The sequence below is a fragment of the Streptomyces sp. SX-6 genome (assembly GCF_059089585.1).
In genome coordinates this window covers 1-24,361 of sequence record NZ_JBTHHU010000008.1, presented here as the reverse complement: position 1 = coordinate 24,361, position 24,361 = coordinate 1, and the positions used below count along the sequence as shown (strand labels likewise).

General features: G+C 70.1%; 31 protein-coding genes. 9 read left to right on the top strand and 22 right to left on the bottom strand.

The genetic code is table 11. From position 1 onward, the window contains the following. Positions 1-50 precede the first annotated feature (50 nt). Positions 51-455, bottom strand: a complete 405-nt coding sequence (locus tag ACV530_RS11860; RefSeq protein WP_494332334.1) for a hypothetical protein — start codon at positions 453-455, stop codon at positions 51-53. 202 nt (positions 456-657) lie between these two features. Here ACV530_RS11860 and ACV530_RS11855 point away from each other — a divergent pair, with 202 nt between their 5' ends. Beyond that, positions 658-1,929: a multidrug effflux MFS transporter gene (locus ACV530_RS11855; RefSeq protein ID WP_494332333.1), complete on the top strand. Its 1,272-nt coding sequence runs from the start codon at positions 658-660 to the stop codon at positions 1,927-1,929. A gap of 10 nt (positions 1,930-1,939) precedes the next feature. Continuing rightward, positions 1,940-2,938 carry a small ribosomal subunit Rsm22 family protein gene (locus tag ACV530_RS11850; protein ID WP_494332332.1) on the top strand — a complete coding sequence of 333 codons (999 nt, stop codon included), beginning with the start codon at positions 1,940-1,942 and terminating at the stop codon, positions 2,936-2,938. 25 nt (positions 2,939-2,963) lie between these two features. Here ACV530_RS11850 and ACV530_RS11845 read toward each other — a convergent pair whose 3' ends face one another. The 5 genes from ACV530_RS11845 to ACV530_RS11825 form a co-directional block, all read right to left on the bottom strand. Further along, on the bottom strand, positions 2,964-3,395 hold the full coding sequence (locus tag ACV530_RS11845) for a hypothetical protein (RefSeq protein WP_494332331.1): 432 nt from the start codon (positions 3,393-3,395) through the stop codon (positions 2,964-2,966). A gap of 83 nt (positions 3,396-3,478) precedes the next feature. Beyond that, entirely contained in the window at positions 3,479-4,330 is an 852-nt protein-coding gene (locus ACV530_RS11840) for a helix-turn-helix domain-containing protein (RefSeq protein WP_494332330.1), read from the bottom strand. Positions 4,331-4,364: 34 nt separating this feature from the next. After that, positions 4,365-4,904, bottom strand: coding sequence for a DUF6879 family protein (locus ACV530_RS11835; RefSeq protein WP_494332329.1), 540 nt, complete (start codon positions 4,902-4,904; stop codon positions 4,365-4,367). Further along, positions 4,858-5,118: a hypothetical protein gene (locus tag ACV530_RS11830; RefSeq protein WP_494332328.1), complete on the bottom strand. Its 261-nt coding sequence runs from the start codon at positions 5,116-5,118 to the stop codon at positions 4,858-4,860. The genes ACV530_RS11835 and ACV530_RS11830 overlap by 47 nt, the downstream gene beginning before the upstream one ends. A gap of 176 nt (positions 5,119-5,294) precedes the next feature. Beyond that, complete coding sequence (locus ACV530_RS11825) at positions 5,295-5,483, bottom strand: hypothetical protein (protein ID WP_494332327.1); 189 nt, start codon at positions 5,481-5,483, stop codon at positions 5,295-5,297. Between ACV530_RS11825 and ACV530_RS11820 the strand changes: the two genes are divergently transcribed. After that, positions 5,482-5,649, top strand: a complete 168-nt coding sequence (locus ACV530_RS11820) for a hypothetical protein (protein WP_494332326.1) — start codon at positions 5,482-5,484, stop codon at positions 5,647-5,649. The genes ACV530_RS11825 and ACV530_RS11820 overlap by 2 nt on opposite strands. Before the next feature lie 110 nt (positions 5,650-5,759). On the opposite strand, the gene ACV530_RS11815 is transcribed toward ACV530_RS11820, so the two are convergent. The 4 genes from ACV530_RS11815 to ACV530_RS11800 form a co-directional block, all read right to left on the bottom strand. Then, positions 5,760-6,353 (bottom strand): NAD(P)H-dependent oxidoreductase, encoded by a 594-nt coding sequence (locus ACV530_RS11815; protein ID WP_494332325.1) that lies wholly within the window; start codon positions 6,351-6,353, stop codon positions 5,760-5,762. 141 nt (positions 6,354-6,494) lie between these two features. Then, entirely contained in the window at positions 6,495-6,854 is a 360-nt protein-coding gene (locus tag ACV530_RS11810) for a DUF6415 family natural product biosynthesis protein (protein WP_494332324.1), read from the bottom strand. Positions 6,855-6,885: 31 nt separating this feature from the next. Next, positions 6,886-8,073: a methyltransferase domain-containing protein gene (locus ACV530_RS11805; protein WP_494332323.1), complete on the bottom strand. Its 1,188-nt coding sequence runs from the start codon at positions 8,071-8,073 to the stop codon at positions 6,886-6,888. Then, positions 8,070-8,225: a hypothetical protein gene (locus ACV530_RS11800; protein ID WP_494332322.1), complete on the bottom strand. Its 156-nt coding sequence runs from the start codon at positions 8,223-8,225 to the stop codon at positions 8,070-8,072. The genes ACV530_RS11805 and ACV530_RS11800 overlap by 4 nt, the downstream gene beginning before the upstream one ends. A 170-nt stretch (positions 8,226-8,395) precedes the next feature. Here ACV530_RS11800 and ACV530_RS11795 point away from each other — a divergent pair, with 170 nt between their 5' ends. Further along, a complete protein-coding gene (locus ACV530_RS11795) occupies positions 8,396-9,613 on the top strand; it encodes an NsdA family TPR-like regulatory protein (protein ID WP_494332321.1) in 1,218 nt (405 codons plus the stop codon). Then, complete coding sequence (locus tag ACV530_RS11790; RefSeq protein ID WP_494332320.1) at positions 9,610-10,164, top strand: GNAT family N-acetyltransferase; 555 nt, start codon at positions 9,610-9,612, stop codon at positions 10,162-10,164. Before ACV530_RS11795 ends, ACV530_RS11790 begins: the two co-directional genes overlap by 4 nt. Before the next feature lie 17 nt (positions 10,165-10,181). Here ACV530_RS11790 and ACV530_RS11785 read toward each other — a convergent pair whose 3' ends face one another. Genes ACV530_RS11785 through ACV530_RS11775 form a run of 3 tightly spaced genes read right to left on the bottom strand, consistent with a single transcriptional unit; the run spans position 10,182 to position 13,040 of the window. After that, a complete protein-coding gene (locus tag ACV530_RS11785; RefSeq protein WP_494332599.1) occupies positions 10,182-10,694 on the bottom strand; it encodes a DUF6879 family protein in 513 nt (170 codons plus the stop codon). 58 nt (positions 10,695-10,752) lie between these two features. Beyond that, positions 10,753-11,595 (bottom strand): isocitrate lyase/PEP mutase family protein, encoded by an 843-nt coding sequence (locus ACV530_RS11780; RefSeq protein ID WP_494332319.1) that lies wholly within the window; start codon positions 11,593-11,595, stop codon positions 10,753-10,755. A 26-nt stretch (positions 11,596-11,621) separates the two neighbouring features. After that, positions 11,622-13,040: an MFS transporter gene (locus ACV530_RS11775; protein WP_494332318.1), complete on the bottom strand. Its 1,419-nt coding sequence runs from the start codon at positions 13,038-13,040 to the stop codon at positions 11,622-11,624. A gap of 98 nt (positions 13,041-13,138) precedes the next feature. On the opposite strand from ACV530_RS11775, the gene ACV530_RS11770 reads away from it, so the two are divergent. Continuing rightward, positions 13,139-13,942 (top strand): ArsR/SmtB family transcription factor, encoded by an 804-nt coding sequence (locus ACV530_RS11770; protein WP_494332317.1) that lies wholly within the window; start codon positions 13,139-13,141, stop codon positions 13,940-13,942. Here the strand turns inward: ACV530_RS11770 and ACV530_RS11765 are convergent. Next, entirely contained in the window at positions 13,918-14,610 is a 693-nt protein-coding gene (locus ACV530_RS11765) for a class II aldolase/adducin family protein (RefSeq protein WP_494332316.1), read from the bottom strand. The two genes, ACV530_RS11770 and ACV530_RS11765, sit on opposite strands and share 25 nt — an antisense overlap. A 43-nt stretch (positions 14,611-14,653) precedes the next feature. Between ACV530_RS11765 and ACV530_RS11760 the strand changes: the two genes are divergently transcribed. Beyond that, positions 14,654-15,445 (top strand): aminotransferase class IV family protein, encoded by a 792-nt coding sequence (locus tag ACV530_RS11760; RefSeq protein ID WP_494332315.1) that lies wholly within the window; start codon positions 14,654-14,656, stop codon positions 15,443-15,445. A 5-nt stretch (positions 15,446-15,450) separates the two neighbouring features. Here ACV530_RS11760 and ACV530_RS11755 read toward each other — a convergent pair whose 3' ends face one another. The 3 genes from ACV530_RS11755 to ACV530_RS11745 form a co-directional block, all read right to left on the bottom strand. Further along, positions 15,451-16,044 (bottom strand): flavodoxin family protein, encoded by a 594-nt coding sequence (locus ACV530_RS11755; RefSeq protein WP_494332314.1) that lies wholly within the window; start codon positions 16,042-16,044, stop codon positions 15,451-15,453. Between the two features lie 141 nt (positions 16,045-16,185). After that, positions 16,186-17,022: a dimethylargininase gene (gene ddaH / locus ACV530_RS11750; protein WP_494332313.1), complete on the bottom strand. Its 837-nt coding sequence runs from the start codon at positions 17,020-17,022 to the stop codon at positions 16,186-16,188. Positions 17,023-17,107: 85 nt separating this feature from the next. Next, positions 17,108-17,275: a DUF6243 family protein gene (locus tag ACV530_RS11745; RefSeq protein WP_494332312.1), complete on the bottom strand. Its 168-nt coding sequence runs from the start codon at positions 17,273-17,275 to the stop codon at positions 17,108-17,110. Positions 17,276-17,438: 163 nt separating this feature from the next. Here ACV530_RS11745 and ACV530_RS11740 point away from each other — a divergent pair, with 163 nt between their 5' ends. Together ACV530_RS11740 and ACV530_RS11735 are read left to right on the top strand one after the other, a co-directional pair. Beyond that, on the top strand, positions 17,439-18,047 hold the full coding sequence (locus tag ACV530_RS11740; protein WP_494332311.1) for a TetR/AcrR family transcriptional regulator: 609 nt from the start codon (positions 17,439-17,441) through the stop codon (positions 18,045-18,047). 121 nt (positions 18,048-18,168) lie between these two features. Then, positions 18,169-18,906: a bifunctional DNA primase/polymerase gene (locus ACV530_RS11735; protein ID WP_494332310.1), complete on the top strand. Its 738-nt coding sequence runs from the start codon at positions 18,169-18,171 to the stop codon at positions 18,904-18,906. Between the two features lie 130 nt (positions 18,907-19,036). On the opposite strand, the gene ACV530_RS11730 is transcribed toward ACV530_RS11735, so the two are convergent. The 5 genes from ACV530_RS11730 to ACV530_RS11710 form a co-directional block, all read right to left on the bottom strand. Continuing rightward, a complete protein-coding gene (locus ACV530_RS11730) occupies positions 19,037-19,954 on the bottom strand; it encodes an SCO2278 family lipoprotein (RefSeq protein WP_494332309.1) in 918 nt (305 codons plus the stop codon). Next, entirely contained in the window at positions 19,884-20,885 is a 1,002-nt protein-coding gene (efeU, locus tag ACV530_RS11725) for an iron uptake transporter permease EfeU (RefSeq protein WP_494332308.1), read from the bottom strand. Before efeU ends, ACV530_RS11730 begins: the two co-directional genes overlap by 71 nt. Before the next feature lie 56 nt (positions 20,886-20,941). Then, on the bottom strand, positions 20,942-22,192 hold the full coding sequence (gene efeB, locus ACV530_RS11720) for an iron uptake transporter deferrochelatase/peroxidase subunit (RefSeq protein WP_494332598.1): 1,251 nt from the start codon (positions 22,190-22,192) through the stop codon (positions 20,942-20,944). Between the two features lie 17 nt (positions 22,193-22,209). Beyond that, positions 22,210-23,340, bottom strand: a complete 1,131-nt coding sequence (gene efeO / locus ACV530_RS11715; RefSeq protein WP_494332307.1) for an iron uptake system protein EfeO — start codon at positions 23,338-23,340, stop codon at positions 22,210-22,212. Between the two features lie 100 nt (positions 23,341-23,440). Next, on the bottom strand, positions 23,441-24,256 hold the full coding sequence (locus tag ACV530_RS11710; RefSeq protein WP_494332306.1) for a heme ABC transporter ATP-binding protein: 816 nt from the start codon (positions 24,254-24,256) through the stop codon (positions 23,441-23,443). Between the last annotated feature and the right edge of the window lie 105 nt (positions 24,257-24,361).

The window sequence follows — 24,361 nt, the reverse complement described above, 5'->3', positions numbered from 1 at the left end:
CCGCTGTGGGGCCGCGTTATTCCGCGGCCCCGCGCCAAGGTCCGTGCAGGTCAGCGCACGGTGACGGTGAACACCGGGGAGGTCACGCCGCCGCCGGCGACACGCAGGGAGTTCTTGCCCTTGATGCCGAGCTTGGCGCGCATCGAGTAGCTCAGGTTCTTGTTGAGGGAGACCTTCGCGGGCAGGGAGACCCACTTGGTGCCCTGCTTCTGCTGCAGGGTGACCGTGGTGCCGGCCTTGAGGCCGGTGGCCTTGCCGCTGACGCGGAACTCCTGCCATGCCTTGACCGTGCCGGTGCTCGCCTGGGCGGTGAGGGCGGGCTTCGGCGCGGGCTTCGTGACCGCGACGGAGGCGGTGGGAGCGGCGGCCGGAGCGGCGACGGCAGCGGCGGCGCCACCGCCGACGAGGGCGGCGGCGAGGGCACCGGAGATGGCGAGGCGGTATGCACGGTTCATAGCGATTCCTCCCTAATGGCCCCGTTAGTGGGCCTTCAGTGAGGAACACGTGAAAGGGGCGTCACCGGTTGCAGGTTGGGCGAACGGAATTTTTTTGGCCGAACGTATGGTTGAAAGCTGACGCATTGCTTACGTAAGGACCGCCCGCCAGTCATGCCAGTGACACCATGAGGGCCTCCTCGAGACCTCCATGGAGCAGCACATGACGGACACCGGCCCCGCCACGGCCGAGCGAATACCGACGACCACCGCCACCCGGCGGGCGGGCCTCCTCGTCACCCTGGCCCTCGGCGGGCTCACCGCGCTGCCACCGCTCTCGATGGACATGTACCTGCCCGCCCTGCCCGAGGTGACGGACGCCCTGGGCAGCCCGGCCGCGACCGTCCAGCTCACGCTCACCGCGTGCCTCATGGGCATGGCGCTGGGCCAGCTCGTCGTGGGGCCCATGAGCGACAAGTGGGGCCGCCGGCAGCCGCTGCTCATCGGCATGGTGATCTACGTCATCGCCACCGCGGTCTGCGCGTTCGCGCCCACCACCGAACTGCTCATCGCCTTCCGTCTGGTGCAGGGGCTCGCCGGCTCGGCCGGCATCGTCATCGCGCGGGCCATGGTCCGTGACCTGTACGACGGCCTGGCCATGGCGCGCTTCTTCTCCACCCTCATGCTGATCTCCGGTGCGGCCCCCGTCGTCGCGCCCCTCATCGGCGGCCAGATCCTGCGGCTGACCGACTGGCGCGGCGTCTTCGTCGTCCTCACCGCCGTGGGCATCGCGCTCTCGCTGCTCGTCTGGCGCCGCCTGCCCGAGACGCTGCCGCCCGAGCGCCGCCAGTCCGGCGGTGTCGGCCAGGCGCTGCGCGCCATGGGCGGCCTGCTCACGGACCGGGTCTTCACCGGCTACATGCTCTCCGGCGGCTTCGCCTTCGCCGCGCTGTTCGCCTATATCTCGGCCTCGCCGTTCGTCGTCCAGGACATCTACGGCGCCTCCCCGCAGACCTTCAGCCTGCTCTTCGGCGCCAACTCCATCGGGCTCGTCGTCGCGGGCCAGATCAACGGCAAGGTCCTGATCGGCCGCATCAGCCTCGACAAGGCCCTCGCCTACGGCCTCGCCGTGATCACCCTGGCCTCCGGCGCCCTGCTGCTGATGGCCTCCGGCGTCTTCGGCAAGGCCAGCCTCGTGGCCGTCGCCGCCGGGCTGTTCGTCCTGATGTCCGCGATGGGCCTCGCCATGCCGAACACCAACGCCCAGGCCCTGATGCGCTCCCGCGACGCGGCCGGCTCCGCGTCCGCCCTGCTCGGCACCTCCACCTACCTCCTCGGCGCCCTCGCCTCGCCGCTGGTCGGCATCGCCGGCGAGCACACCGCCGTGCCGATGGCCGCGGTCCAGCTGTCGTGCGCGGTGGTGGCGGTGCTGTGCTTCGTCCTCCTGTGCCGCCCGGGGCGGCGCACGGCGGACGGGGCCGTGGCGGACACGTAAAATCCACCCAATGCACGCCCCCGAAACCGCCCCGACCGGCGAGAGCCTCCGTGCCGCGCTCGCCGGCCTCCTCGACGGACTCCCGCCCCGGCAGGCGGCCCAGGCCGTCGACCGGCTGATCGCCAACTACCGGGGGCGCACCCCGACCGACGCCCCGGTGCTGCGCGACCGCTCCGACGTCGCCGCGTACGCCGCGTACCGCATGCCTGCCACCTTCGAGGCCGTGCGGTCCGCGCTCGAGGCCTTCCGCGACCGGCTCCCCGATTGGGAGCCCGCCTCGCACATCGACGTCGGCGGCGGCACGGGCGCCGCGACCTGGGCCGTGGCCGCCGCCTGGCCGGGCGGCGACCGCGAGACCACCGTCCTCGACTGGGCGGAACCCGCCCTCGCCCTCGGCGCCGAACTGGCCCGCGCCTGCCCGCCGCTGGGCGGCGTCCGCTGGCAGCGGCAGACCATCGGCACCGGCCTCGCGATCCCCGACGACGCGGACCTCGTCACCGTCTCGTACGTCCTCAACGAACTCACCGACGCCGACCGCCGCGCCGTCACCGACCAGGCCGCCCACGCACGGGCGGTGGTGATCGTCGAACCGGGCACGCCCGACGGCTACCAGCGCGTCATCGAGGCCCGCGACCAGCTGATCGCCGCCGGCTTCCGCGTCGTCGCCCCCTGTCCCCACAGCGCGGCCTGCCCCATCGTGCCGGGCACGGACTGGTGCCACTTCTCGGCCCGCGTCAGCCGCTCGTCCCTGCACCGGCAGGTCAAGGGCGGGTCGCTGGCGTACGAGGACGAGAAGTTCTCGTATGTGGCGGCCGTACGGGCCGAGTTGGCCGACCTCTCGGAGCCGCCCGCGCGGATCGTCCGCCGCCCCCAGATCCGTAAGGGCCAGGTGCTCCTGGACCTGTGCACCCCGGGGGAGGGCCTGGTCCGCGAGACGGTCACCAAGCGGCACGGTGCCGCGTACAAGGCGGCGCGGGACGCGGACTGGGGTGACGAGTGGCCGTCGTAGACGGCGCTCAGTACACACAATGCGCTCAGTGTGATTCCTGCAGGTGACGGCTTATCGTGCCGCGCCATGCCTCGACCATCCTGCGGTCGCCCTCCTCCGCGGCCGCCGAGTACCCCTCGTGGATCAGGCGGCACTCGTGGCACTCGGTGTGCTCGGTGAGATCGGACCATCTGCGGCTCCTGGCATTGGCCTCCGCCACGCCCATGCTCAGGACCGTGCTGGGACTTCCGCGGTACTCGCGCAGGGCGTCGGCGATGACTCGCGCCTCGTCCTCGCGCAGTGGTTCCGGGATCGACACATAGGCCTGGCCGGACACGGGCGGCTCGGGGGTGACCCGGACCGTGAACCCGTGTGCCTGAAGGGCGTCGTGCAGGTCGGCCGCCAGGCATGCCGCGGATCGGTGCAGGGCGGCCGGGCCAAGGTGGTGGGAGGCGCCGGTGCCCAGGGAATGCTCCATGCCCTGACGCTAGGGACCACCGGTCGTGGCACTCAACCAAGTTCTACAGAGTTGCACGCCGGTTCACGCTGGATCACTCCGGCTCACGCCAGCGACTCGATGGCCGAGGCGATGAGGGTCCGGGCGTCGAGCCCGTACACGGCCAGCTCCTGAAGCTCGTTGAACGCCTTGTCGTACAGCGCGATTTCGCCGGGTGCGGTGACCGTGACCTGCGCGGTGAGGAGTTCCACATGGACCCGCTGGTCGTCGAACATGTTGAACGCCTCGAGCGTCCACATGCTTCGCGCGCCCGCGCCGAACGGGATGATGCCCAAGGACACGGCAGGCAGTGACATCACCGAGAGCAGATGGCCCAGTTGTCCGGCCATCGTCTCCGCGTCACCGATCTGGTAGCGCAGGACCGCCTCCTCGGCCACCAGGGCGAAACGGCAGCCGCCCTCGTGCAGAACGCGGGAGCGTGCGACGCGCGCCGCGGCCGCCTGGTCGGCGTCGTCCGGTGCGTCGTGGAAGCGGCTGATCGAGGACAGCAGCGCGCGGGCGTACGCAGGGGTCTGGAACAACCCGGGGACCACATGCGAGGCATACCCCCGGAAGCTGCTGGTGTGCTCATAGAGCGGCATGCGGCTCTCTTGCAGCCGGCGCAGGCCGGTCCGCTGAAGACGCCGCCACTCGACATACATCGAGTGCGCGGAACGGGAGGCGGCGATGATGTCGGCGGCTTGCGCCGAAGCCCCGCATGCCTCGCACCACTTGTGGATGTCGACGTCGGACGGTGGTGTACGGGCATTTTCGATGCGCGAGGACTTGGACTTGTTCCACCCGCAAAGGCGGGCGATTTCCTGCCCGGTGAGCCCGGCGTCGAGCCGGACTTCCCGCAGCCTGGCCGCCACGGCCCGGCGCGCGCTCTGGACACTCGACGACTGGTAGGAGGGCATGAGTGGAGATTTCAGTGAAATGTGCAATGTGCAATCAGACCGTGAATATCTCGTGCGGTATGGCGCGCGCCCATATCTCTTCGAAGGCTGTGGCGCACTTCCCGACCACCGCCGGGTCCTCACACAACTCATGGCCGACCGAGGCGCCGTCACCGGTGAAGTGACCGAAGCGGATCAGGCGGTTGTCGAAGAGCCATAAGTCGTTTCCCGGAAGGACGAGATCCGAGGTGTGCCGCCGGGGCAGCCACCTCACCTGCTCACCTGCCGCGATATTGAGGTGAGTTCCGGCGTGTTCGTAGCGTATGTACTCGCTGACCGGCTCGGAAACGATCCTGGCACGCCGCATGACCACACCGCGCCCGACGGCCTGGCGCACCAGATCCAGCCACGGGCGGCGGCGCCTGAGCGATGCGGAGGTGAGGTGTCCGCACGTCCGCCATTCCCGGAAGTCGTCCGCCTCAGCTGATATAGCGTACACATCCCGCATCTCCAAGTGCACTGCCTCGGCCCGGCAGCGGGATATCAGCTCAGAGAAGCTGGGCATGTCGTTCTGCGGCGGCCTGTTCTGCAGCATCACACGCGCTCCTGACCTGTGGCACCATGCGTGCCGGAATCCGAACCACAGCTTCATTGGCGGGGATATGGCCGTCCGTCAGGCACTCGGCCTCGGTCTCATGGTCGGCTTTCCATCCCTGGAACACCAGGTCGGCGTTGGCCTCATCGACCCAAACCGTCGGGCAGTCGTCGCCGTTGGTGAAGGGATCTTTGCCGAAGAACCGTAGCGCCATGGCCGACTCTCCTGTCGAAGGTGTTGCGCGGGTGCCTCAGGTTGCATGAGCATCGATCTTCGGTTGTGCCCAGGTCAAGGGCGCGCGGTTGCGCGACGAGGTTGCTCGGACCGCCTCATCGCGCAACACCCACCTCAACACCCCCGGCCCAGGGCCGGTGTGTCAGAACACCCGCGTCAGAACACCCGTGTCACGGTCACGGTGTTAGGGCTGAGGCTGGGGTTGAGGAAGGCCTGACAGCCGCTGCTGTAGTAGGACTGCCCGTAGTTCCAGCCCTTGGGCGCCACGGTGGTGCCGCAGATGTTGACCGAGGTGCCCACGGGGAGGCCGTCCAGCTGCTTGATCATCTTGATGTTCGGGCTCATGGACCCACCGCACGCGGCGCTGATGCCCCAGTTCACATCGGCCCACCCGGGCGGCGTGAGCGCGCTGCCGCAGACCGTTCTGGTCTCACCGGGAGCGGCCTGGGCCGGACTTGCCGCGACAGCTGCGAACATCGTCGCGCTGAGAAGAACCAGACCTGTGGTGTAGAAGCGACGCACGGCGTCCCCCCGCATCTTTCGGCGAAATGTGTCGATGGGCAGTCAATGGGACGCCTGTTGCTTCTGGTAGTACGTTTTCGGCCTCCGTGATCGAGGCTGTCAGCCGAGCAGCGCGGCGGCCTGCTCACGCGCCTGACGCAGCCACGCCGCACGAGCCTCGTCGCTCGAGCCGGTGACCGTACGGAACACCACCCGGCGGACGTCGGTCACCCCCACGTACGGCAGGACGCACGCCGCCCAGACCCTCTGCAGCGGATCCCCGAACTCGCTCTCCTCGCGCTCGGCGGGCGTGTCCGAGGTGTTCAGCACCAGCGCCCGCCCGGCGCTCAACAGCCCCACGGGCTCGCCATCCGCCGTACCGAGCTTGTACGCCACACCGGGCGCGAGGACCCGCTGCACCCACCCCGCGAGCACGGCGGGCGGCATGCCCCACCAGTTCGGATGCACGAACACCAGGGCATCGAGCGTGGCCACTTCGGCGCGGTGCAGGGCGAGTTGTTCGTCGACGGCTCCGGGGGCGGCATCGACGGTCCCCGTCTCGTCGGAGGTCAGCGCGGGGGCGAACCCCTCGGCGCAGAGGTCGTGCGCGAGCACGTGGCACCCGCGCCCGCGGAGCTCGTCCACGACGGCGTCGAAGACGGCGTGGTTGAAGCTGCCGGGACGTGGGTGGGCGAGGTAGACGCCGATGCGCATGGTGATCCCCCTGAAGTTCAGCGGCCGTTGGCCAATGGCTTGCGGGGAGCCTATGCGTGCGGGGACGGGACGCTGCGAACCGGGTACAGCTTTCCTCACGGAACGGGGCTCTGAACACGCGGAAACCGGTACCCGGTTCGCTCACTCGTCGAGGCAGTCCGCGAGGAAGCGCGCATCCCGCGCGAGGACCTGCATGTAGGCGTCCGCCGCCGAGCGCACAGGGCGTACGGGGCCCGCGCCGAAGGCGAGGTCGGCGCGGATGTGGTCGGCCATCGCTTCCCAGCGGTTCCTGGCGGTTGTCCCGGCGCCGAGTTGACCGGCCCGGCTCTGCGCTTCGGTGAGCATCCGCTCGAGGTGGGTGCGGAGAGCGTGAGTGATCTCTTCGATCTCGCGGGTGCCGGGGCGGGCGGTCCGTTCCTGGAGTGCACGGCGGACGGTGGCGCGGATCGTGACCAGGTCGAGAGGTGCGTTGTCGCCGGTCATCATCGTGTGAGGGTGCATGGGTGCGAAGGTCCTTGCGTGTGTGAAGTGCCTATGCCGCAGTCGAGTTGGCGGGATCATCCAGCCACGGGGTCCGGCCCTCGGCCGTGACCGTCAGCCCGAACCGCTCGAAGCCCGGCCTGTCGTTGGCCTCCCACCAGTGGAAGGCAGACTCGACCTCATCCCAGAGGCGGCGGGGCCCGGCCTGGTAGACCTTGGCTTCCTTGTGGTCGTCGCGGAAGACCGTGACGGCCCACGACCGGTCCGACAAGCCGTAGAACCACACGGCGCGGCGGCCGTCGTGCTTGCGGTCCGCGTGGTGGACGACGCCGCGCACGCGCAGGCCGATGGCGAACCGGACGGCGTCGAAGCCGTCCGTGCCGAGCAGTTCGGCTTCGGTGACGGTGGTGGACGAGGTGTCCGCCGCGTCCAGGGCGCCGGGCGGGACGTACTCGTCGTGGCGGGGCCAGGCCGTGCGCTGCGCGCGCATGCGCATGAAGGCCACCGGGCGGGTGAACGGGCCGGACGCGCTTCGTCCGTCCTCGGCGACGACCAGGCGGGCGGTTGCCTCGGCCGGGCCGTAGTACGTACCCCAGGGAACGAGGATCACCCCGCCGGGAGTTGTCTGCTCCACCCACGCGAACGGGATGTCCCGCAGCCCGCAGGTGGCGATGACGCGATCGTACGGAGCCCGTTCGGCATGCCCGGCGAATCCGTCGCCGTGCACCACCTCCACCGGCAGCCCGAACCGCTCCAGCGCCGCACGGCCTGCCTTTGCCACGGCGCCGTCGACCTCCACCGTCACGACGTTCGCGGCACCGAGCCGGTGCGCGAGCAGCGCCGCGTTCCATCCCGTGCCGGTGCCGATCTCCAACGCCCGGTGGCCGGGCCTCACATCGAGGTCGGCGAGCATGGAGAACACCAGGCTCGGCATGGAGGACGAGGAGCTGAAGGACGTGCCGGGTTCGGGGCCGTCGTGCGCGCCGTCGTCCCACTGCGTGACGATGGGGTCGTCGGAGTCCGCGTACCTCTGCCACGTCCTGGGGTCCTGCGTCCTGTCCACGGTGACGGCGTGGCCGGTTGTCATGTGGTGAGGCCACATGCGGTCCGGGAGGAAGGCGGCGCGCGGTACGTCCGCGAAGGCGGGTGCCCAGTCGTGCGCCAGGACGCCCGTGTCGAGGAGGAGACGGCCCAGCTCCTCGCGGGTGGGCCGTCCCGACTGGTCGGCTGTGTTTGTCACTTGCGGTGCGTCCCGTCGCCGGGAGGGGTCGAGCCGTCGGGGGTGGGCTCGTCGGTCGGGGTCCAGGGCTGACCGGGGTGTCCGTCGCTGTTGGTGTCGTCCTTGCCGTGGTCGCCGCCTTGTGCGAATCGGGTGGCCAATCGAATGTTCACTGCTTCTCCTCTCGAAGCGCCAACTCGGTTCGGTGACCAGGAAAGCGCAGAGGTGTGAGCTGGCGACAGGGCGTAGTGCTGCGATGTTGGCGGTAGGCAACCGGGCTATTTTGCCGTGCCTTTAATGGCGCTCTATGTCACCGACTGCTGCTCGCCGTACGGTGCTCGGTGTGAGCAACCAGCGGCTCCAACAGGCCATGGAAGACAACGGTTTGAAGCAGGCCGAGCTGGCTGATGCGGTGAACGGCTATGTAGAACAACTGACCGGAAAACCAGGGAGGATCACGGACCGCACGGTGCGTCGGTGGCTGGCCGGAGCAGTCGTATGGCCGCAGGAGCGGCAGCGTCTCGCTCTGACGGTAGTGCTGGGCCGGTCCACGAAGGAGCTCGGTTTCGTACCGCCGCCCAGCAAGCGGCATACCGCAGCGTCCTCGGAGGATCCCATGCATCGCCGAACATTCGTCAACACCGCCACCGCCGCTACGGCGGCAGTCCTCTCCGTCTCTACTCAACCTGCCGCCGCACACGGACGGTGGCGCACCGGGACAGCTGACGTGGAGCGGCTGCGCGAGCGGTTGCAGCAGCTCACTCGTGCCGACCAGGCTCAGGGTGGGATGCAGCTCGAACAAACCGCTCAGGCGATCTGCCACGAGGCAACCGCCGTAGTGAACGCCGGGGGCTGCTCTCAGCGTGTTCAGCGGATGTTCTACGCCGTTGCCGCCGACGCGATGGCCGCCGCCACCTGGTACGCCCTGGACGGCAATCGGACGGCGTCGGCCGCCGAGCACATCGACACTTCCACCCGGCTCGCCGAACTTTCGCACGACCCTTACGCTCTGCTGCACGCGTGGAACTCCCAGACGCACTACGCACTTACCACCGGGCGTCGGTTCGATGCTCTGGCGTCGGCAGAACGGCTGGCCCTACTCCCCGCCGCACGCCGGGATCCGCTGTGCCGGTCGCTGGCCCACGCCCGGATCGGTACGGCCACTGCCCTGCTCACCGACCGGCGCCGCAGCGAAGCAGCCTTCGACCGTGCCCACTGCATCCTGACCACCGCAGAGGACATCCCCCGACCCGGGTGGCTCGGCTTCTTCGGAGTGGCCGACCTCCACTCGCTCCACGGCAAGGCCTTACGGGTACTCGGGAAGCCGCAGCACGCCGAGGCTCACGCTCATTCCGCCCTGTCCGTCGTTCGGTCCGGGTACACACGCGACCACGTTCTCTACCGTGTTCACCTCGCCGAGGCACAACTCGCCCAGGGAGAACGTGAAGCCGCCACGAATACCATCCGCCGTGCCTCCGAACTCGCTGCCGGACTTCCCGGTAGTGCCCGCGCTCAGACTGCCATTGATCGCCTCACCAAAACGATGGAAGCCGCCCTATGACCAAGAGCCCCGACCGCTTGACCCGAACTCCACTGACCGATGACGCCATCGACGCGATCCTTGCCGTCTACGTGGATGCCCGAGCCGAGCTGCAGCACCTCGAACACTACCAACCACCGAGGATGCGCCAGCAGTTGGAACGTCACGCGACGCGTCCTGGCTGCTTGGTCGCGCTCGCATGGCACCATGATGAGCCGGTCGGCTACGCCTACGGCTGTCCGCTCGGCGAGGAGAACACCTGGTGGCCCAGGGTGTACCCCCAGCCGCCGGCGGACATCATCCGTGAGGACGGGCAGCGTACGTTCCGGATCGACGAGGTCGCCGTCCTGACCTCCTGGCGTGGCACGGGCACTGCCCGAAAGATCCACGATCATCTGCTGTCCGACTGGACGGGGCGGGCGACCCTCATGGTCAACCCGCTCGCGGGCGACGGCAAAGTCCAAGCCGTGTACGAGCGTTGGGGATACGTGGCGGTCGCACACGCTCAGCCGCAGGACACCTCGCCGGTCCTCTCCGTCATGATCCGTCCGGCCGTGTCCGCCGTCGGGTAGGGCTTCTCCACGTCCTCTCAGCGCGGCGTGTACTCCTCGTGGCGCACTGCTCGCTCCCACACTGCTTCAAAAGCCATAGCGCACAGACGCGTTACCTGGGCGCTCGTGACGATCTCATGGTGCGTCGAATCCCCGCTGCCAGAGAAGTGGTTGATCAGGGCCGTGGTGCCGTCGAACAGCCAGAAGTCGTTCCCCGGCAGCGCCAACTCGGTCGCGCGGCGGCGCGGGAGCCAGCGGACCTGCTCACCGGCCGCGATGTTGAGCCCCGCGGTGATCTCGTACTCGAACCGTACGTACTCACTCACCGGCTCCGAGACGATGCGGGCCCGACGAACGGTGACTCCCCGGCTCCTGGCATTCTCGATCAGTTCGAACCACTGGGGCCACCGCGTGCGAGGGGCGAGCTCTTTCCCTGCCCGCCAGTCCAGGTAGGCAGGGTCGTCGAGCATGTACCCATCCCACATCTCCAGGTGGACAGCGGACTCACTAGCCTGGCCGAGTAGTTCCTCAAAGCTCAACTGTGCCACCAGCTACCTCCGGGGAGAGCTGCATCCTGTCCTCTCCATCATGATCCCCGTCGGCTGCGCCTCAACCACGCTCTTCGGAAAGAAGCCCGGCCAGCTCCGGATAGCTCAGTCCGGCAGCGGAGAGCAGAGTGTCCGGTTGGCCGTCCGACAAGAAGGCCGCCATCCGGTCGCGTACGGCGTGCATGGCGATGCGGTACAGCACGGAGCCGACCGACAGCCGGATCCCGCCGATGGCCTCGAGGTCCGGCACGGGTGGGATGCCAGGGCCCGCCAGCAGGTTCAGCGTGGTGCCGTCCAGGTCGTCCACCAACTCGTGCACCTGCCGCACTGCTTCCTCCGGTGATGTCCCCGGCTCCGGGAAGTTGGGGACGAAGATGCAGTCCGCACCGGCCTCGCGGTAGAGCCGTGCCCTCCGCCGGGTCTCCTCGCGGCGCCACTCGGCGGTGCCGATGCCGCGCCGGTACGTGTCCGTACGGGCGTTGACCACCAAGGCCACGCCACGTGACCGCGCCACCTCCTTCGCGACCGCGACCTTCTCGGCGTGCCGGCGGGCATCGTCCAGACCGTCGTCGCCGTCCGGTACGCCGTCCTCGATGTTGATGCCGACGATCCCGGCATCGAGTGCCGCTTCCACCGTGCGTCGCATCTGCGACGGCGTGGACGCATAGCCGGCTTCCAGGTCGGCCGTTACGGGGAGCGGCGTGGCCTCCGCGATCTCGCGGGCGGAGGACAGCATCGCGGTCATGGGCAGGCGTTCCCCGTCGGGCAGTCCGCGGTGGGCCGCGATGGCTGCGCTGCTCGTCGCGAGCGCCTGGACTCCGGGGAGTTGTGACAGCAGGCGCGCGCTGACCACGTCCCATGCGTTGGGGAGGATGAAGGAGCGGCCTTGCTGGTGCAAAGTCATGAACAGTTCTGCTCTTTTGTGGATCATCATCGAGCCTTCCGGGTTGACGAAGTGGTGGCGAGCAAGGACAGGAGCAGGGCCGCGCACCACACTCCGAAGATGACCCACCCGAGGTGGTGCCAGCCCGCGATGAACGATGCACCGTGCTCCGGCGAACCGACAATGGCGCCGAAGACGGCCACGCCGAGGGCCGTACCGGTCTGGCGCATCGTGTTGTTCACGCCGCTGGCCAGGCCCGACTTGTCGGCGGGTACCGAGCGTACGGCCGCGGCCACGTCCGCGGTGATGAGCAGCCCGCAGCCCAGCCCCAGCCCCAACAGCACCGGCAGGAACGCCGTGTACGCGCTGTCCGCATGGATCCGCAGCATGCACAGTGCCGCCACGCCGCACAGCACGATGGCGGCCGTCATGGGAATCCGCGGCCCGAACCGGGCCGTCAGCCGGCCCGAAACCGGGGCCAGTGCGGCCAGCGGCAGTGCGACGGGGACCAGGGAAGCCCCAGCGGCCATGGCGCTGTAGTGGTGCACGCTCTGCAGGTTCAGCGTGGTGACGAAGACCGTGCCGTTGTAGGCCAAGTTCATCAGCAGGGCGACGGAGTTGGCTCCTACGAAGGCTGGGCGGCGCAGCAGTGACAGAGGGAACATCGGGTTCGGCGCCCGGCGCTCGCAGATGATGAACAGGGCGCCGAAGGCCAGCGCACATGCCGTCGCGGCAGCCGTCGTCGTACCGAACCCCGAACGCTCCGCGCTGATCACCGCGAAGACCGCGGTCGCCAAGGTGACGGGAGCGGTGATCAGGCCGGGGACGTCCAGCCGGCCGTCGCGGCGGCGCCTGCCGTGGTCGGGGACCAGGACCCAGATCGCCACTGCGGCCGCGATGACCACCGGCACGTTGATCAGGAAGACGGACCGCCATCCGACGCTCGTGACCAGAAGTCCGCCGACAAGCGGCCCGGCGGGTACGGCCAGCGACGACACCCCTGCCCAGATACCCAAGGCCCTGGCCTGCTCCTCGCGTCCCGGATACGTGTCCGCGATCACCGCCAAGGTGCCCGGCAACAGCAGGGCCGCGCCCGCGCCTTGTGCCGCCCGTGCACCGATGAGGGTCGCGATGCCCGGTGCGAGCCCGCACGCCGCGGAAGCCAGGCCGAAGAGCGCCAGCCCTGCCACGACCACCTTGCGGTGACCGATCCGGTCGCCGACCGTCCCTCCGCCCAGCAGGAGGCCCGCGATGACCACCGCGTAGCTGTCCACCACCCACTGCTGGCCGCTGAGGCTGGTGTGCAGGTCGCTGCGGATGGACGGCAGGGCGACGTTGACGATCGTGACGTCGAGCAGCACGAGGAACATCCCGGCGCACATGATCGCCAGTACCGTGCCCTTGCGTGGTGCCGGCGCACTGAGCCGGGAACGGGCCGGGCTCGCTAGCAAGTCTCGGGTGGACATGGGCACAGCGTTCCACCAGGAATGTTCAGCGGCGGCTGAAGTGTCGGCGCCAGGACAGTTCAGCCGGTGCTGAAACGAACATGGGACACACTGGTCCCATGACAGTCAGCGCAGCAGAACCCAAGCGGCTTCTGGGCGACGCCGACATCGCCCGTCCTGCCATCCTGATCGGCGAACCCACCCGGGCCCGTGTCCTCCTGGCCCTGTCCGACGGACGCGCGCTGCCCGCCAGCGTGCTGGCGGCCGAAACGGGGGTCTCGGCCCAGGCGATGAGCATGCACTTGAGCAAACTGCTCGACGGCGGGCTCGTCGCGATGGAGCGCAACGGCCGGTATCGCTATTACCGGTTGGCCGGTCCCGAGGTGGCCGAGGCGGTCGAGGCGCTGGCGCGGCTGTCGCCACCGCGGTCCGTCTCGTCCCTCCGCGAGGGTACGCGCGCCCGCGCGATGCGGAAGGCCCGTACCTGCTACGACCACCTCGCGGGTGAACTGGGCGTGGACCTCACGGCGGTTCTGCTCCGACGAGGCGCCCTCGTACGCGAGGACGGGGAGCTCACTGCCGTGCGCCGCGCCACCGACCCCCGGAGCGCGTATCTGCCGACGCACCCTTACCGCATCGGTGATTCGGCCCGCGAGGTGTTCGGCGAGCTGGGGGTCGATCTGGACGATGTGCTGCGCATATCGAGGAGCAAGAGGCCCTTGCTGCGGATCTGCGTGGACTGGAGCGAGCAGCAGCACCACCTGGCCGGTCGGCTCGGAGCGGCGGTCGCCGATGCGTTCCTGGAGAACAAGTGGGTAGTACGGCTGCCTCGGTGCCGTGCCGTGCGGGTGACCGAAGAAGGGCATGAGCGGCTGCGCGAGCTGAAGGCCGAAAGCGCTCAGGCGGCCTGCCGGGACCAGTAGCGCCAGCCCGCCTCCACCTGCTGCGGCGCCCAGACCACGGAGGACTTCTCCACACTCTCCTGCTCGCCCGTGAAGTGGCGGATCTCGCCCGCCGCCATGGCGGTGAGCTGGAGCGCGCAGGCGCGTTGCAGCAGGATCGCGGTCATCACCGCGTGCGGGATGTCCGGGCCGGCCGCGACCAGGCCGTGCTGCGGCATCAAACAGGCGCGGGCCGCGCCCAGTTCGCGGGCCAGTGCCCGGCCGAGCTCCGGGGTACGGACGAGGTTGGCGGTCGCCGTGAACCGCGGCAGCCCGTGTTCGGCGAAGAGGACGGCGTCGTGGCTGATCGGCCGGAGCGGTACGTCCAGGGCGCTGAAGGCGTTGACGGCGGCCGAGTGGGTGTGCACGGAGGCCCGTACGTCGGGGCGGGCCCGCATGATCTCGATGTGGATCGGACACTCCTGGTGCGGCGCACCCGTGCCTACGAGCACCTCGCCTTCCCAGGAGACCAGTTGGACCCGGTCGGGCCGGATCTCCTCCAGGCCCCAGCCGGGTGCCTTGATCCACACTCCGCGGTCCTCGTCGTCGCGTAGTGCGACATGGCCCCAGACCATGTCGCCGTGGCCGGCCGCTGCCATGACCCGGCTGGCCAGCGCCACGAGTTCGGCACAGGCGTGTATGGGGTTCATATGGGTTTCCTCCGATTCACCCTCGGCTGGAACACTGAGGCTCATGACGGACATGATGGAGCTGAACGGACGTCCCGCCGGCCCTGACGCCCTGCGAGCGCTCGCACTCGCGAACTACGGGCACTACACGACCATGCGGGTGGAGGACCGGCGCGTACGCGGCCTCGGCCTGCACATGGAGCGGCTGGCCCGGGACTGCCGGGCGGTGTTCGGTACGGAGCTCGACCTCGACCGCGTACGCGAGTTGGCGGCCCGCGCCATCCGGGGACCCGGACCGCTCGTGGTGCGGGTGACCGTCTTCGATCCCGGCCTGGACATAGGGCGTCCTGCCGCGCCCGCCACTCCGCACATCCTCGTGACGACCAGGCCGGCGGGTGCGCTGCCGCTCGCGCCCTTGCGCGCGAAGACGGTTCGCTATGTACGGGACGTGCCCGCGGTGAAACACACCGGCCTCTTCGGCGCACTGCAGGCGCGCCGCACAGCCCAACTCGCCGGGTTCGACGACGCGTTGTTCATCTCGCAGGGCGGCGACCTGGTGTCCGAGGGCGCGACCTGGAACGTAGGCTTCGTCGACGGCGAGGGCACGGTCGTATGGCCGAAGGACGGCGACGTCCTGCCGGGGGTGACCATGGCGCTGCTCCAGGAGCACCACCCGCACACCGTCGCCTCGGTGCCGTGCGATGCCGTCCGCACCATGCGGGCCGTGTTCGCCACGAACGCCGCGATCGGCGTCCGGGCGGTCGTCGCGGTCGACGACGCGCAGTTCCCTGCGGAGCACTCCGTCCTGCGGGAGCTCGGTGAGACGTACCGCCGGATCGCCGGCGAGACGCTGTAAACCGTTCACTCCGTCTCGTACGGGTAGCGGGCGAGCGGCGCTTCCTGGGCGAAGAACGTCTTGGCCCGGGTTGCCGCCTGCTCGTCGCCGAGTATGTCCCCCGGCCGGATGCCGTTGCCGAGCAGTACGCCGCCGAACCGCATGCCCATGTACGCGGCGGAGTGGTTCAGGGTGAGCGCCAACGGCTCGGCGACCACGTGCTGGGGGTGCGCCAGCGCTGTCACGCCCCACAGGGTGCGTCCCGCCATCTTCGCCTTGAAGCCCGGGTCCGGGTCCGGGGCCGAGGCGGTCAGCCACTTCGACCAGTAGTCCAGGTAGCGCTTGGCGTAGGACGACAGCGCATACCAGTACAGCGGTGAGACGATCACGATGTCGGTGGCGGCGAGCGTCGCCTGCCGCAGCAGCTTCTCGTTCTCCTGCTCCGGCCAGGGCTCGTCGGCGTGCCGGTCGTCGACGTAGTCGGGCAGGCGCAGCTCCTTCAGGTCCAGCCAGCGCTGTTCGGTGTCGCCCGGAAGTTGCTCCGCCGCGGCCCTGGCCAGTGTCTCGGTGTTGCCGTCCGCGCGGGCGCCGGCGAGGAGGAAGAGGAACGAGCGGGTCATGTGGGGCTCCAGTTCCGGCGGTTGGGTTCGTCGCATCCAACCTCGCGCGGCCCCGCGGTATTTCCGCCGGTGCCCCTGGAGCCGGTCCTCGCGTTCGCGGACGGACGCGAGGATCCGGACCCGTTCCGGCTCACGCGGAGCTCAGCGCAGTTCCTGCGTGCAGCACTTGACGCTGCCGCCTCCCTTCAGCAGCTCGCCGAGGTCCATGCCGACCGGCTGGAAGCCGCGCTCGCGCAGCGGGGCGAAGAGGCCCACCGAGGCCTGGGGGAGCAGGACGTGGCGGCCGTCGCTGACGGCGTTGAGGCCGAGGGCGGACGCGTCCTCCTCGGTCGCGATCAGGGCGTCGGGGAAGAGTCTTTCGAGGACGGCGCGGCTGCCCGGCGAGAAGGCCCCCGGGTAGTACATGATCTCGTCGCCGTCGAGCACGCACAGGGCGGTGTCGAGGTGGTAGTAGCGGGGGTTGACGAGGTCGAGGCCGATGACGGGGCGGCCGAAGAACTCCTGGGCCTCGGGGTGGGAGAGCGGGCTGCTGCGGAAGCCGCGGCCGGCGAGCAGCCAGGAGGAGGTGACCGCGAAGTCGCCCTCGCCCTCGTTGATGTGTTCGGGCTCGTGCACGTCCGTGTAGCCGTGCGTGCGAAACCACGCGGCGTGGATGACGGCCTCGAGCGCGCGTACGGGGTGGGCGAAGCGGGCGCCGAGGACGCGGCCGTCGACGACGGTGGCGCCGTTGGCGGCGTAGACCATGTCCGGCAGGTCGGGCCGTGGCTCGAGCTCCTCGACGGTGTGGCCGAGTGCGCGGTAGCGGTCGCGGAGCTCTTCCCACTGGGCGAGCGCGAGAGGCAGGTCGACGGGCTTGGCGGGGTCCATCCACGGGTTGATCGAGTAGGTCACCCTGAAGTGGACGGGCGGGCACATCAGATAACGACGAGGGGTGAAGGTACGCAAGTCGCGCTCCTCGCAGTGGTGTTGGGCACGCACGCGGCAGTGCCGTGCGTGCCCAAATCGTCCACGAGCGGCGACCTGCGCGCATGAACCGTACGGGTGGTTTACGAGGACGTGTGCGTCACGACTTGCGTCCCTCGCGCAGGGCGCGCAGCAGTTCGCGCTTCTGTGCGGCCGGGTCGGCGCCGTAGCCGCCCCGGCCGTCACGGCCGCCGCGGAGGGTCTTGCGGGAGAGATTGCTGCGGGCGCCGCCGACTCCGAGCATGTTGCCGTTGTTTCCCCGGGTCATGGGGTCTCCTCTCGGTCGGGTCTCAGTCGGGCCCTCGGTCGGGCCCCAGTCGTGCGAGACGGTTCGTCTCGCGGCGTGACACCTATTAGTGCACGAGACGGTTCGTCTTGTCAACGGAAAATGAGACGAAACGTATCGCCTCAACTCCCGCTAGGCTGCCCCCATGGCCACCAAACCCGCACCCGACGCCACCCGCCGCAGCGAACGCTCCCGGCGCGCGATCCTCGACGCCGCGCTCGAACTCGTCGGCGAGACCGGCTATCAGAAGCTCACCATCGAGGCCATCGCCGCCCGCGCCGGCGTCGGCAAGCAGACGATCTACCGCTGGTGGCCCTCCAAGGCGACCGTCCTGCTCGACGCGTTCGTCGCCCTGAGCGAGGAGGCCGCGGCCACCCCCGAGGAGTACCGGCTCCCGGACACCGGCGACCTGGAGGCCGACCTCAAAACCGTGCTCCGCGCGACCGTCGACGAGCTCAACAGCCCGCAGTACGACGCCGCCTACCGGGCCCTCGCCGCCGAGAGCATCGTCAACCCCGGGCTCTCCGCCCAGTTCGTGGAACGGGTCCTGGAGCCGGGGCTCCAGCTCTACGTCGAGCGGCTGCGCATCGCCCAGGAGGCCGGGCACGTCGACCCGGACCTCGACCCCCGCATCGCCCTCGAACTGCTCGTCGGTCCGCTCGCCCATCGCTGGCTGCTGCGCACCCTGCCGCTGACCCACGACTACGCCGACACCCTCGTGGGCCTCACCCTGCGCGGGCTCACCGCCCGCTGAAGTCACCCTCGAAGCGCCCGCCGAAGCGGCCCGTGTCACACCACCGGATGCGCCCGGCGGTCACGCCGGGCCCGGGATGGTGGCAGCATTGACGCAGGACGCGGTCGAAGCGAGGGGATAGATGGAACGCAAGAGCAGATTCTCCCAGTGGCTGCGCCGACCCAGGAGCGGAACGGGCGGCCATCCGGACACAGGGGCGGCGACCGGAGCCGCCCGCGAGGAACTGCTCCTGGCCGCGGCCGCCGCCGGGTTCCCACTGGCGCCCGCCGCGCACCCGTCCGGCTACGGCTGTTCCTGCGAGCGCATCGGCTGTCCCACGCCCGGCCGGCACCCCGTCTCGTTCGCCTGGCAGACGCTCGCCACGACGGACACCGAGAAAGTCACCAAATGGCTGAGCGGCCAGCCGGAAGCCAACTTCGTCACGGCCACGGGCATCGCGCACGACGTGCTCGACGTACCGGCCGAGGCGGGCCGCCAGGCACTGGAGAAGCTCGCCTCAGCCGGGATCGATGTCGGTCCGGTCGCCACCGTGGCGCCGGACCGTATGTTGTTCTTCACCGCGACGCGCGGCACCCCGGACGACGAGGACGAGTGGTGGCCCTGCGAACTGGACTGTCACCCCGAGACGATGGACGAGCACCCCGGCCTGCGGTGGCACTGCCGCGGCAGCTATGTGCTGCTGCCGCCGTCCCGGCTGCCGGGTGACGACGCCGACGCGTACGTGGCATGGCTGCACGGCCCGGAGCGGGCCCTGCCGGATCCGCTGACGCTGCTGGAGGCGCTCACGGACGCGTGTGCGCAATACGCTGGCGCGCGGCCTGACCATGAGCACCATGCGGCTTGGCCCATAGGGCGATAGGGGCTTGCTCCCCGCCGTTGCCGGGGCTGCGCCCCGGACCCCGAACCGCGCTTCGCGCGGTGTCCTCAAACGCCGGACGGGCTGGATTGTGCCGGGCCGGGCTGGGGGTGGGGGGGGGGGGGGAGGGGGACTACTCCCCTTTCGCCGCCGTCATCGTCTCGATGCGGTTGAGGAAGGTGATCCGTCCGCCCGGCTTCTTCGCCGGGACCTGGACCGCCGACTCGGAGACCCGGGTGTAGGTGACGGCAGTCCTCAGGTCGCCGTTCAGCAGCGCCTTCGTACGGCCGTCCGTGACCGTCGGGCGCAGGCCCTTGGCCATGGTGCGCTTCTCGCGGTGGTGCGCGGTGAAGAAGACCAGCGCCCCGCCGTCCTGGGTGCGCAGGCCCAGCGGGGGGAAGTCCGGGGCCGTGTCGGGGGTGTCGATGTACTCGGTCCAGAACGTGGGCGTACGGGCCAGCTTGGCCCGGTCCGCACGGGCCTGCGTCGTCGAACTGCTGGGGGCGAAGACATCGCCCCGGCCCGTACGCAGGTAGTCGGTGTAGGCGCCGCTCACCTCGGACGGCGCCACGGCGAGGTCCGCGGCCGGGAGCGCCGGCACCGCGTAACCGTCCTTGCCCGTGGCGAACTTGGGCACCCGGCCCGGGGCCGCGATCGACAGGTACGCGGCCTTCCACGGCTCGTCCGCCCCGGTGCGCGTGAACGCCACCAGCCAGCGGTTGCCGTCCCGGTTGCTGCGGGTGTCCGCGACGAAGAACTTCGGCCAGCCGGCCATCTGCGGAATGGTGAACCGCGCGTCGTCGAGCACCAGCGGCGTGTACCCGGGGTTGCCCTGCGGGGTCACGGCGCGCTGGGCCTTGAGGTCGGACTTGCCTATCTCCGCGAGCGCACCGGTCTCGACCCGGTCGACGAGCGCCGGGTCGAGCTTGCGGTACGCCTCGGTGTAGCCCTCGGTGAAGCCGCTGAGGACCTTCGGGGCCTCAGCCCTGCTCACCGCCGGGACGATCTCCCGCTCGCCGTGCACCGTCACGCACCCGGTCGCCACCAGCATCGGCGGCACCGTCAGCACTGCCAGCCACGGGAACAGTCGAGGGCGCGGCCGACGTCGCATCGGTCTGGGCCTCCTTGGCAGCTGCTGCGGTCCGGGCGGGCGTCCGGACGGGCGTCCGGGCCGGGGTCCGGGCAACCCTACCCGGGGCGAAGAAGACGGCCAGCGTGGGGACCACGTACAGCGTCCATACCGTGACCTGCAGCCAGGTCGGGTCCGGCTGGAAGTTGAACACGCCCTTGAGCAGGGTGCCGTACCAGCTGTCGACCGGGATCTGCTCGCTGATGTCGAAGGCCCTGTTCCCCAGGCCCGGCAGGACGTTCGCCTCCTGGAGGTCGTGGAAGCCGTAGGCGAGGACGCCCGCCGCCACGACGATCAGCATGCCGCCGGTCCAGGTGAAGAACTTCGCCAGGTTGATCCGCAGCGCGCCGCGGTAGAACAGCCAGCCCAGGACGACGGCGGTCAGCAGTCCGAGCAGGGCGCCGGCCAGCGGGCGGGCGCCGTCGTCGGTGGCCTGCACGGCGGTCCAGATGAACAGCGCCGTCTCCAGCCCCTCCCGGCCCACCGCCAGGAACGCGGTGACCACCAGCGCGGTGGTGCCCATCGCCAGCGCGGCGTCCAGCTTGCCGTGCAGCTCCTTCTTCAAGTGCCGCGCGGTGCGCCGCATCCAGAAGACCATCCAGGTCACCAGGACCACCGCGACGACGGACAGCGAGCCGCCGAGCATCTCCTGGGCCTCGAAGGTCATGGTGCGCGAGCCGTACTGGAGCAGGGCGCCGAAGCCCATGCTGAGCAGCACGGCCGCGCTGATGCCCAGCCAGACCGGGCGCAGGGCGTCCCGGCGGCCGGTCTTCACCAGGTAGGCGACGAGGATGCAGACGACCAGGCTGGCCTCAAGGCCCTCGCGCAGGCCGATGAGGTAGTTGCCGAACACGCGGCTTCTCCTTGGTTGGGTGTTGTCAGGGGCCGTCAAGGGCCGTCAGTGGGCCGTCAGGCGAACAGGGCCTTGCCCCACCAGTCGTCCTTGTCGCGGACGCCCGGCGGGACGGCGAAGACGGCCGAACCCACGTGCTGGATGTACTCGTTGAGCGCGTCGTGCCGTGCCAGCTTCGTCTGCAGCGGCACGAAGCCGTCGCGTACGTCGCGCTGGTAGGCGATGAAGAACAGGCCCGCGTCGAGGCGGCCCAGGCCGTCCGTGCCGTCGGTGAAGGAGTAGCCGCGGCGCAGGATCGTCACTCCGCCGTTGCTGTCGGGGTGGGCGAGGCGGACGTGGGCGTCCGGCTTCATCAGCCGGAGGTTCGGCTCGTCGTGCTCGCGCTGCTTGCCCTGCGGGGCGCCCTCGGCCTTGTCGCGGCCGAAGGTGTCCTCCTGCTCCTTGAGCGAGGCACGGTCCCAGGTCTCGATGTGCATGCGGATGCGGCGGGCGACGAGGTACGAGCCGCCGGCCATCCAGCCGTGGCCGTCCTTGTCGCCGCCGCCGACCCATACGTGCTTGTCGAGCCGGTCGGTCTCGGTGCCCGCGATGTTCCGGGTGCCGTCCTTGAAGCCCATCATGTTGCGCGGGGTCTGCGCGTCGGGCGTGGTCGAGGACGTCTTGCCGAAGCCGAGCTGCGACCAGCGGATGGCGACCCGGCCCATGCCGATGCGGGCCAGGTTGCGGATCGCGTGCACCGCGACCTGCGGGTCGTCCGCGCAGGCCTGGACGCACAGGTCGCCGCCGCTGCGGGCCGGGTCGAGGTTGTCGCCCTTGAAGGCGGGCAGGTCGATCAGTGCCTCGGGGCGGCGGTCCTTCAGCCCGAAGCGGTCCTTGCCGTCCTTCTCGAACAGGCCGGGGCCGATGCCGAAGGTGAGGGTGAGGCGGGAGGGCTTGAGGCCGAGCGCCTCGCCGGTGTCGTCCGGCGGGAGTTCGTCGTTGTCGCCGATCGCCCCGTCGCCGACTTCGTGCCCGGCGGTCATCGCGCGGGCCGCGGCCGTCCATTCCTTCAGCAGCTCGACCAGTTGGCCGCGGTCGGTCGTGGTCACGTCGAACGCGGCGAAGTGCAGCCGGTCCTGGACGGGGGTGGCGATGCCGGCCTGGTGCGCGCCGTGGAAGGGGACGGCGTCCCCGGCGACGGCGGCGGGTGCGGTGTCCCGGCCGAGGTTCAGCGCGGCGGCGGTGCCCCCGGCCGCGGCGGCGCCGAGCGCGAGGCCCGCGCCGCCCCAGCCGAGCAGTGCGCGGCGGGAGGGCTTCGCGTCCTTCATGTCCTTTATGTCTGTGGTCACTTCGCGACCGCCGCGGCGAGCTTGGACAGGGGCTCGGAGAGCGCGTTGACCACGTCGGAGAGGGCCTTGCGGTCGTCCTTGCCGACGGTGTCGTACGACACGAAGCCGTCGCCCTCGCGGTGGGCGTCGAGCGCCTTCTTCACGGCGGCGAACTGCTTGTCGAGCTCCTTGACGAGCTCGGGGTCGTGCTTGGCGGCGACGGGCTTCAGCAGCGCGTACGCCTTCTCGGCGCCGTCCACGTTGCCCTCGAAGTCGACGAGGTCGGTGTGGCTGTAGCGCTCCTCCTCGCCGGTGATCTTGTTCCGGTAGACCTCGTCGAGGAGTTCCTTGGCGCCGTTCGCCATGCTGGTCGGGGTGATCTCGGCGGTGCCGACGCGCTTCTGCCAGCCCTCGAGGTCCTTCATCAGCTGGTCGGCGAGGGCCTTGTCCTCGTCAGTGATCTTCTTGTCGTCCCACAGGGACTTCTCCAGCCGGTGCCAGCCGGTCCACTTCTGGCCCTTCTCCAGGCCGTCCTCGCGGACGTCGACCTTGGGGTCGATGTCGCCGAAGGACTCGGCGACCGGCTCGGTGCGCTCCCAGCCGACCCGGGACGGGGCGTAGGTCTTCTTCGCCTCGTCGAGGTCGCCCTTCTTGACCGCGTCCGTGAACTTGCGGGCCGCGGGTATCGACTCGTCGGCCTGCTGCTGCACGTACTTGCGGTACGCGGCCACGGCCTTGTCGAGCTCCGGGTCGGTCTTGTGCGGGGCGCCGCCGCCGGTCACGGTGACCTTCTGGCGGATGCCGTCGCCCTTCATGCCGGGCTTGCACGCGATCTCGTACGAACCGGCCTTGATCGTGGCCGTGATCTCGGCCTTGGTGCCCGGGCCGATGTTCTCGCGCTCGGTGACGATGCGGTCGTCCGGGGCGTAGACGTAGACCTCGGTGACCTTGGAGCCCTTGTTCTGGACGTTGATCCTGACGTGGCCGGCGGGGAAGGTCGTCTTCGAGACCTCGCACGCGTCGTCGGAGGCCTTGATGTCGATGGCGTCGGAGTCCTTGCCGTTTGATTTCTCGGCACAGCCGGACAAGGCGGTCAGGGCCGCGACTGCCGCGAAGGCGGTGACGACGGTGGAGCGGAGGGCTCGCATGGCGGACTCCAGGCGTGGGGTGGGGTGGGGCGGGTACGGATTTCGGACATGGCTGGAAATGCCTGCCGAATTAGGCTGCCCTAACTTACCTGACATTTACCTATGGTCGTCCCCCGGGGTGGTGCGTGATCCGGATCTCGCGCCTCGGGATCACCAGGGGGTCGCCGGTGCGGGGGTCGGCGATGACGTCGACGGGCTGGGCGTAGACCCGGCCCAGGAGTTCCGGGTCGAAGACCTTCGCGGGTGCGCCGTCGGCCGCGATCCGTCCCTCGTGCAGCACGACGACGCGGTCCGCGTACGCGCCCGCGAGGCTCAGGTCGTGCAGGACGACCACCACCGCGTCGCCGGCCGCGGCGCGTTCCCGGCAGATGCGCAGCACCAGTTCCTGGTGACGCAGGTCGAGTGCGGCGGTCGGCTCGTCGAGCAGGAGGAGCGGGGTGCGCTGGGCGAGGACGCGGGCCAGGGCGGCGCGGGCGCGTTCGCCGCCGGAGAGCGCGGTGAAGGGGCGCGGGGCGAAGGGGGTGACCTCGGTGGCGGCCATGGCGGCGCGTACGGCCGTGTCGTCCTCGTCCTCGGCGGGTGTGCCGGCCCAGGGGGTGCGGCCCATCCGTACGACCTCTTCGACGGTGAACGGGAAGGAGAGTTCGGGGGACTGCGGCAACACGGCGCGCCGCAGGGCGAGTTCGCGGGGTGACCAGGAGGTCGTCCGGCGGCCGTCGACCAGTACCTCGCCGGACGCGGCGGGAAGGTCGCCCGCGAGCGCGGCGAGGAGCGTCGACTTGCCGGCACCGTTCGGGCCGACGAGGGCGATGACTTCGCCGGGGGCGACGGTGAGGTGGATGTCGGTGAGGACGGTGCGGTGCGCGATGCGGGTGTGGAGGGAGCGGGCTTCGGCGAGGGGGTGGTGGTTCGGCATGGGGTTTCCTTGCGGTTGGGGTGGGCGGGGGGGGGGTGGGGAGTTGTGCCCCGGTCCCGCCCTTTCACCGTTTCCTCCGGGGGCAAGCCCCCGGGCCCCCGGGCC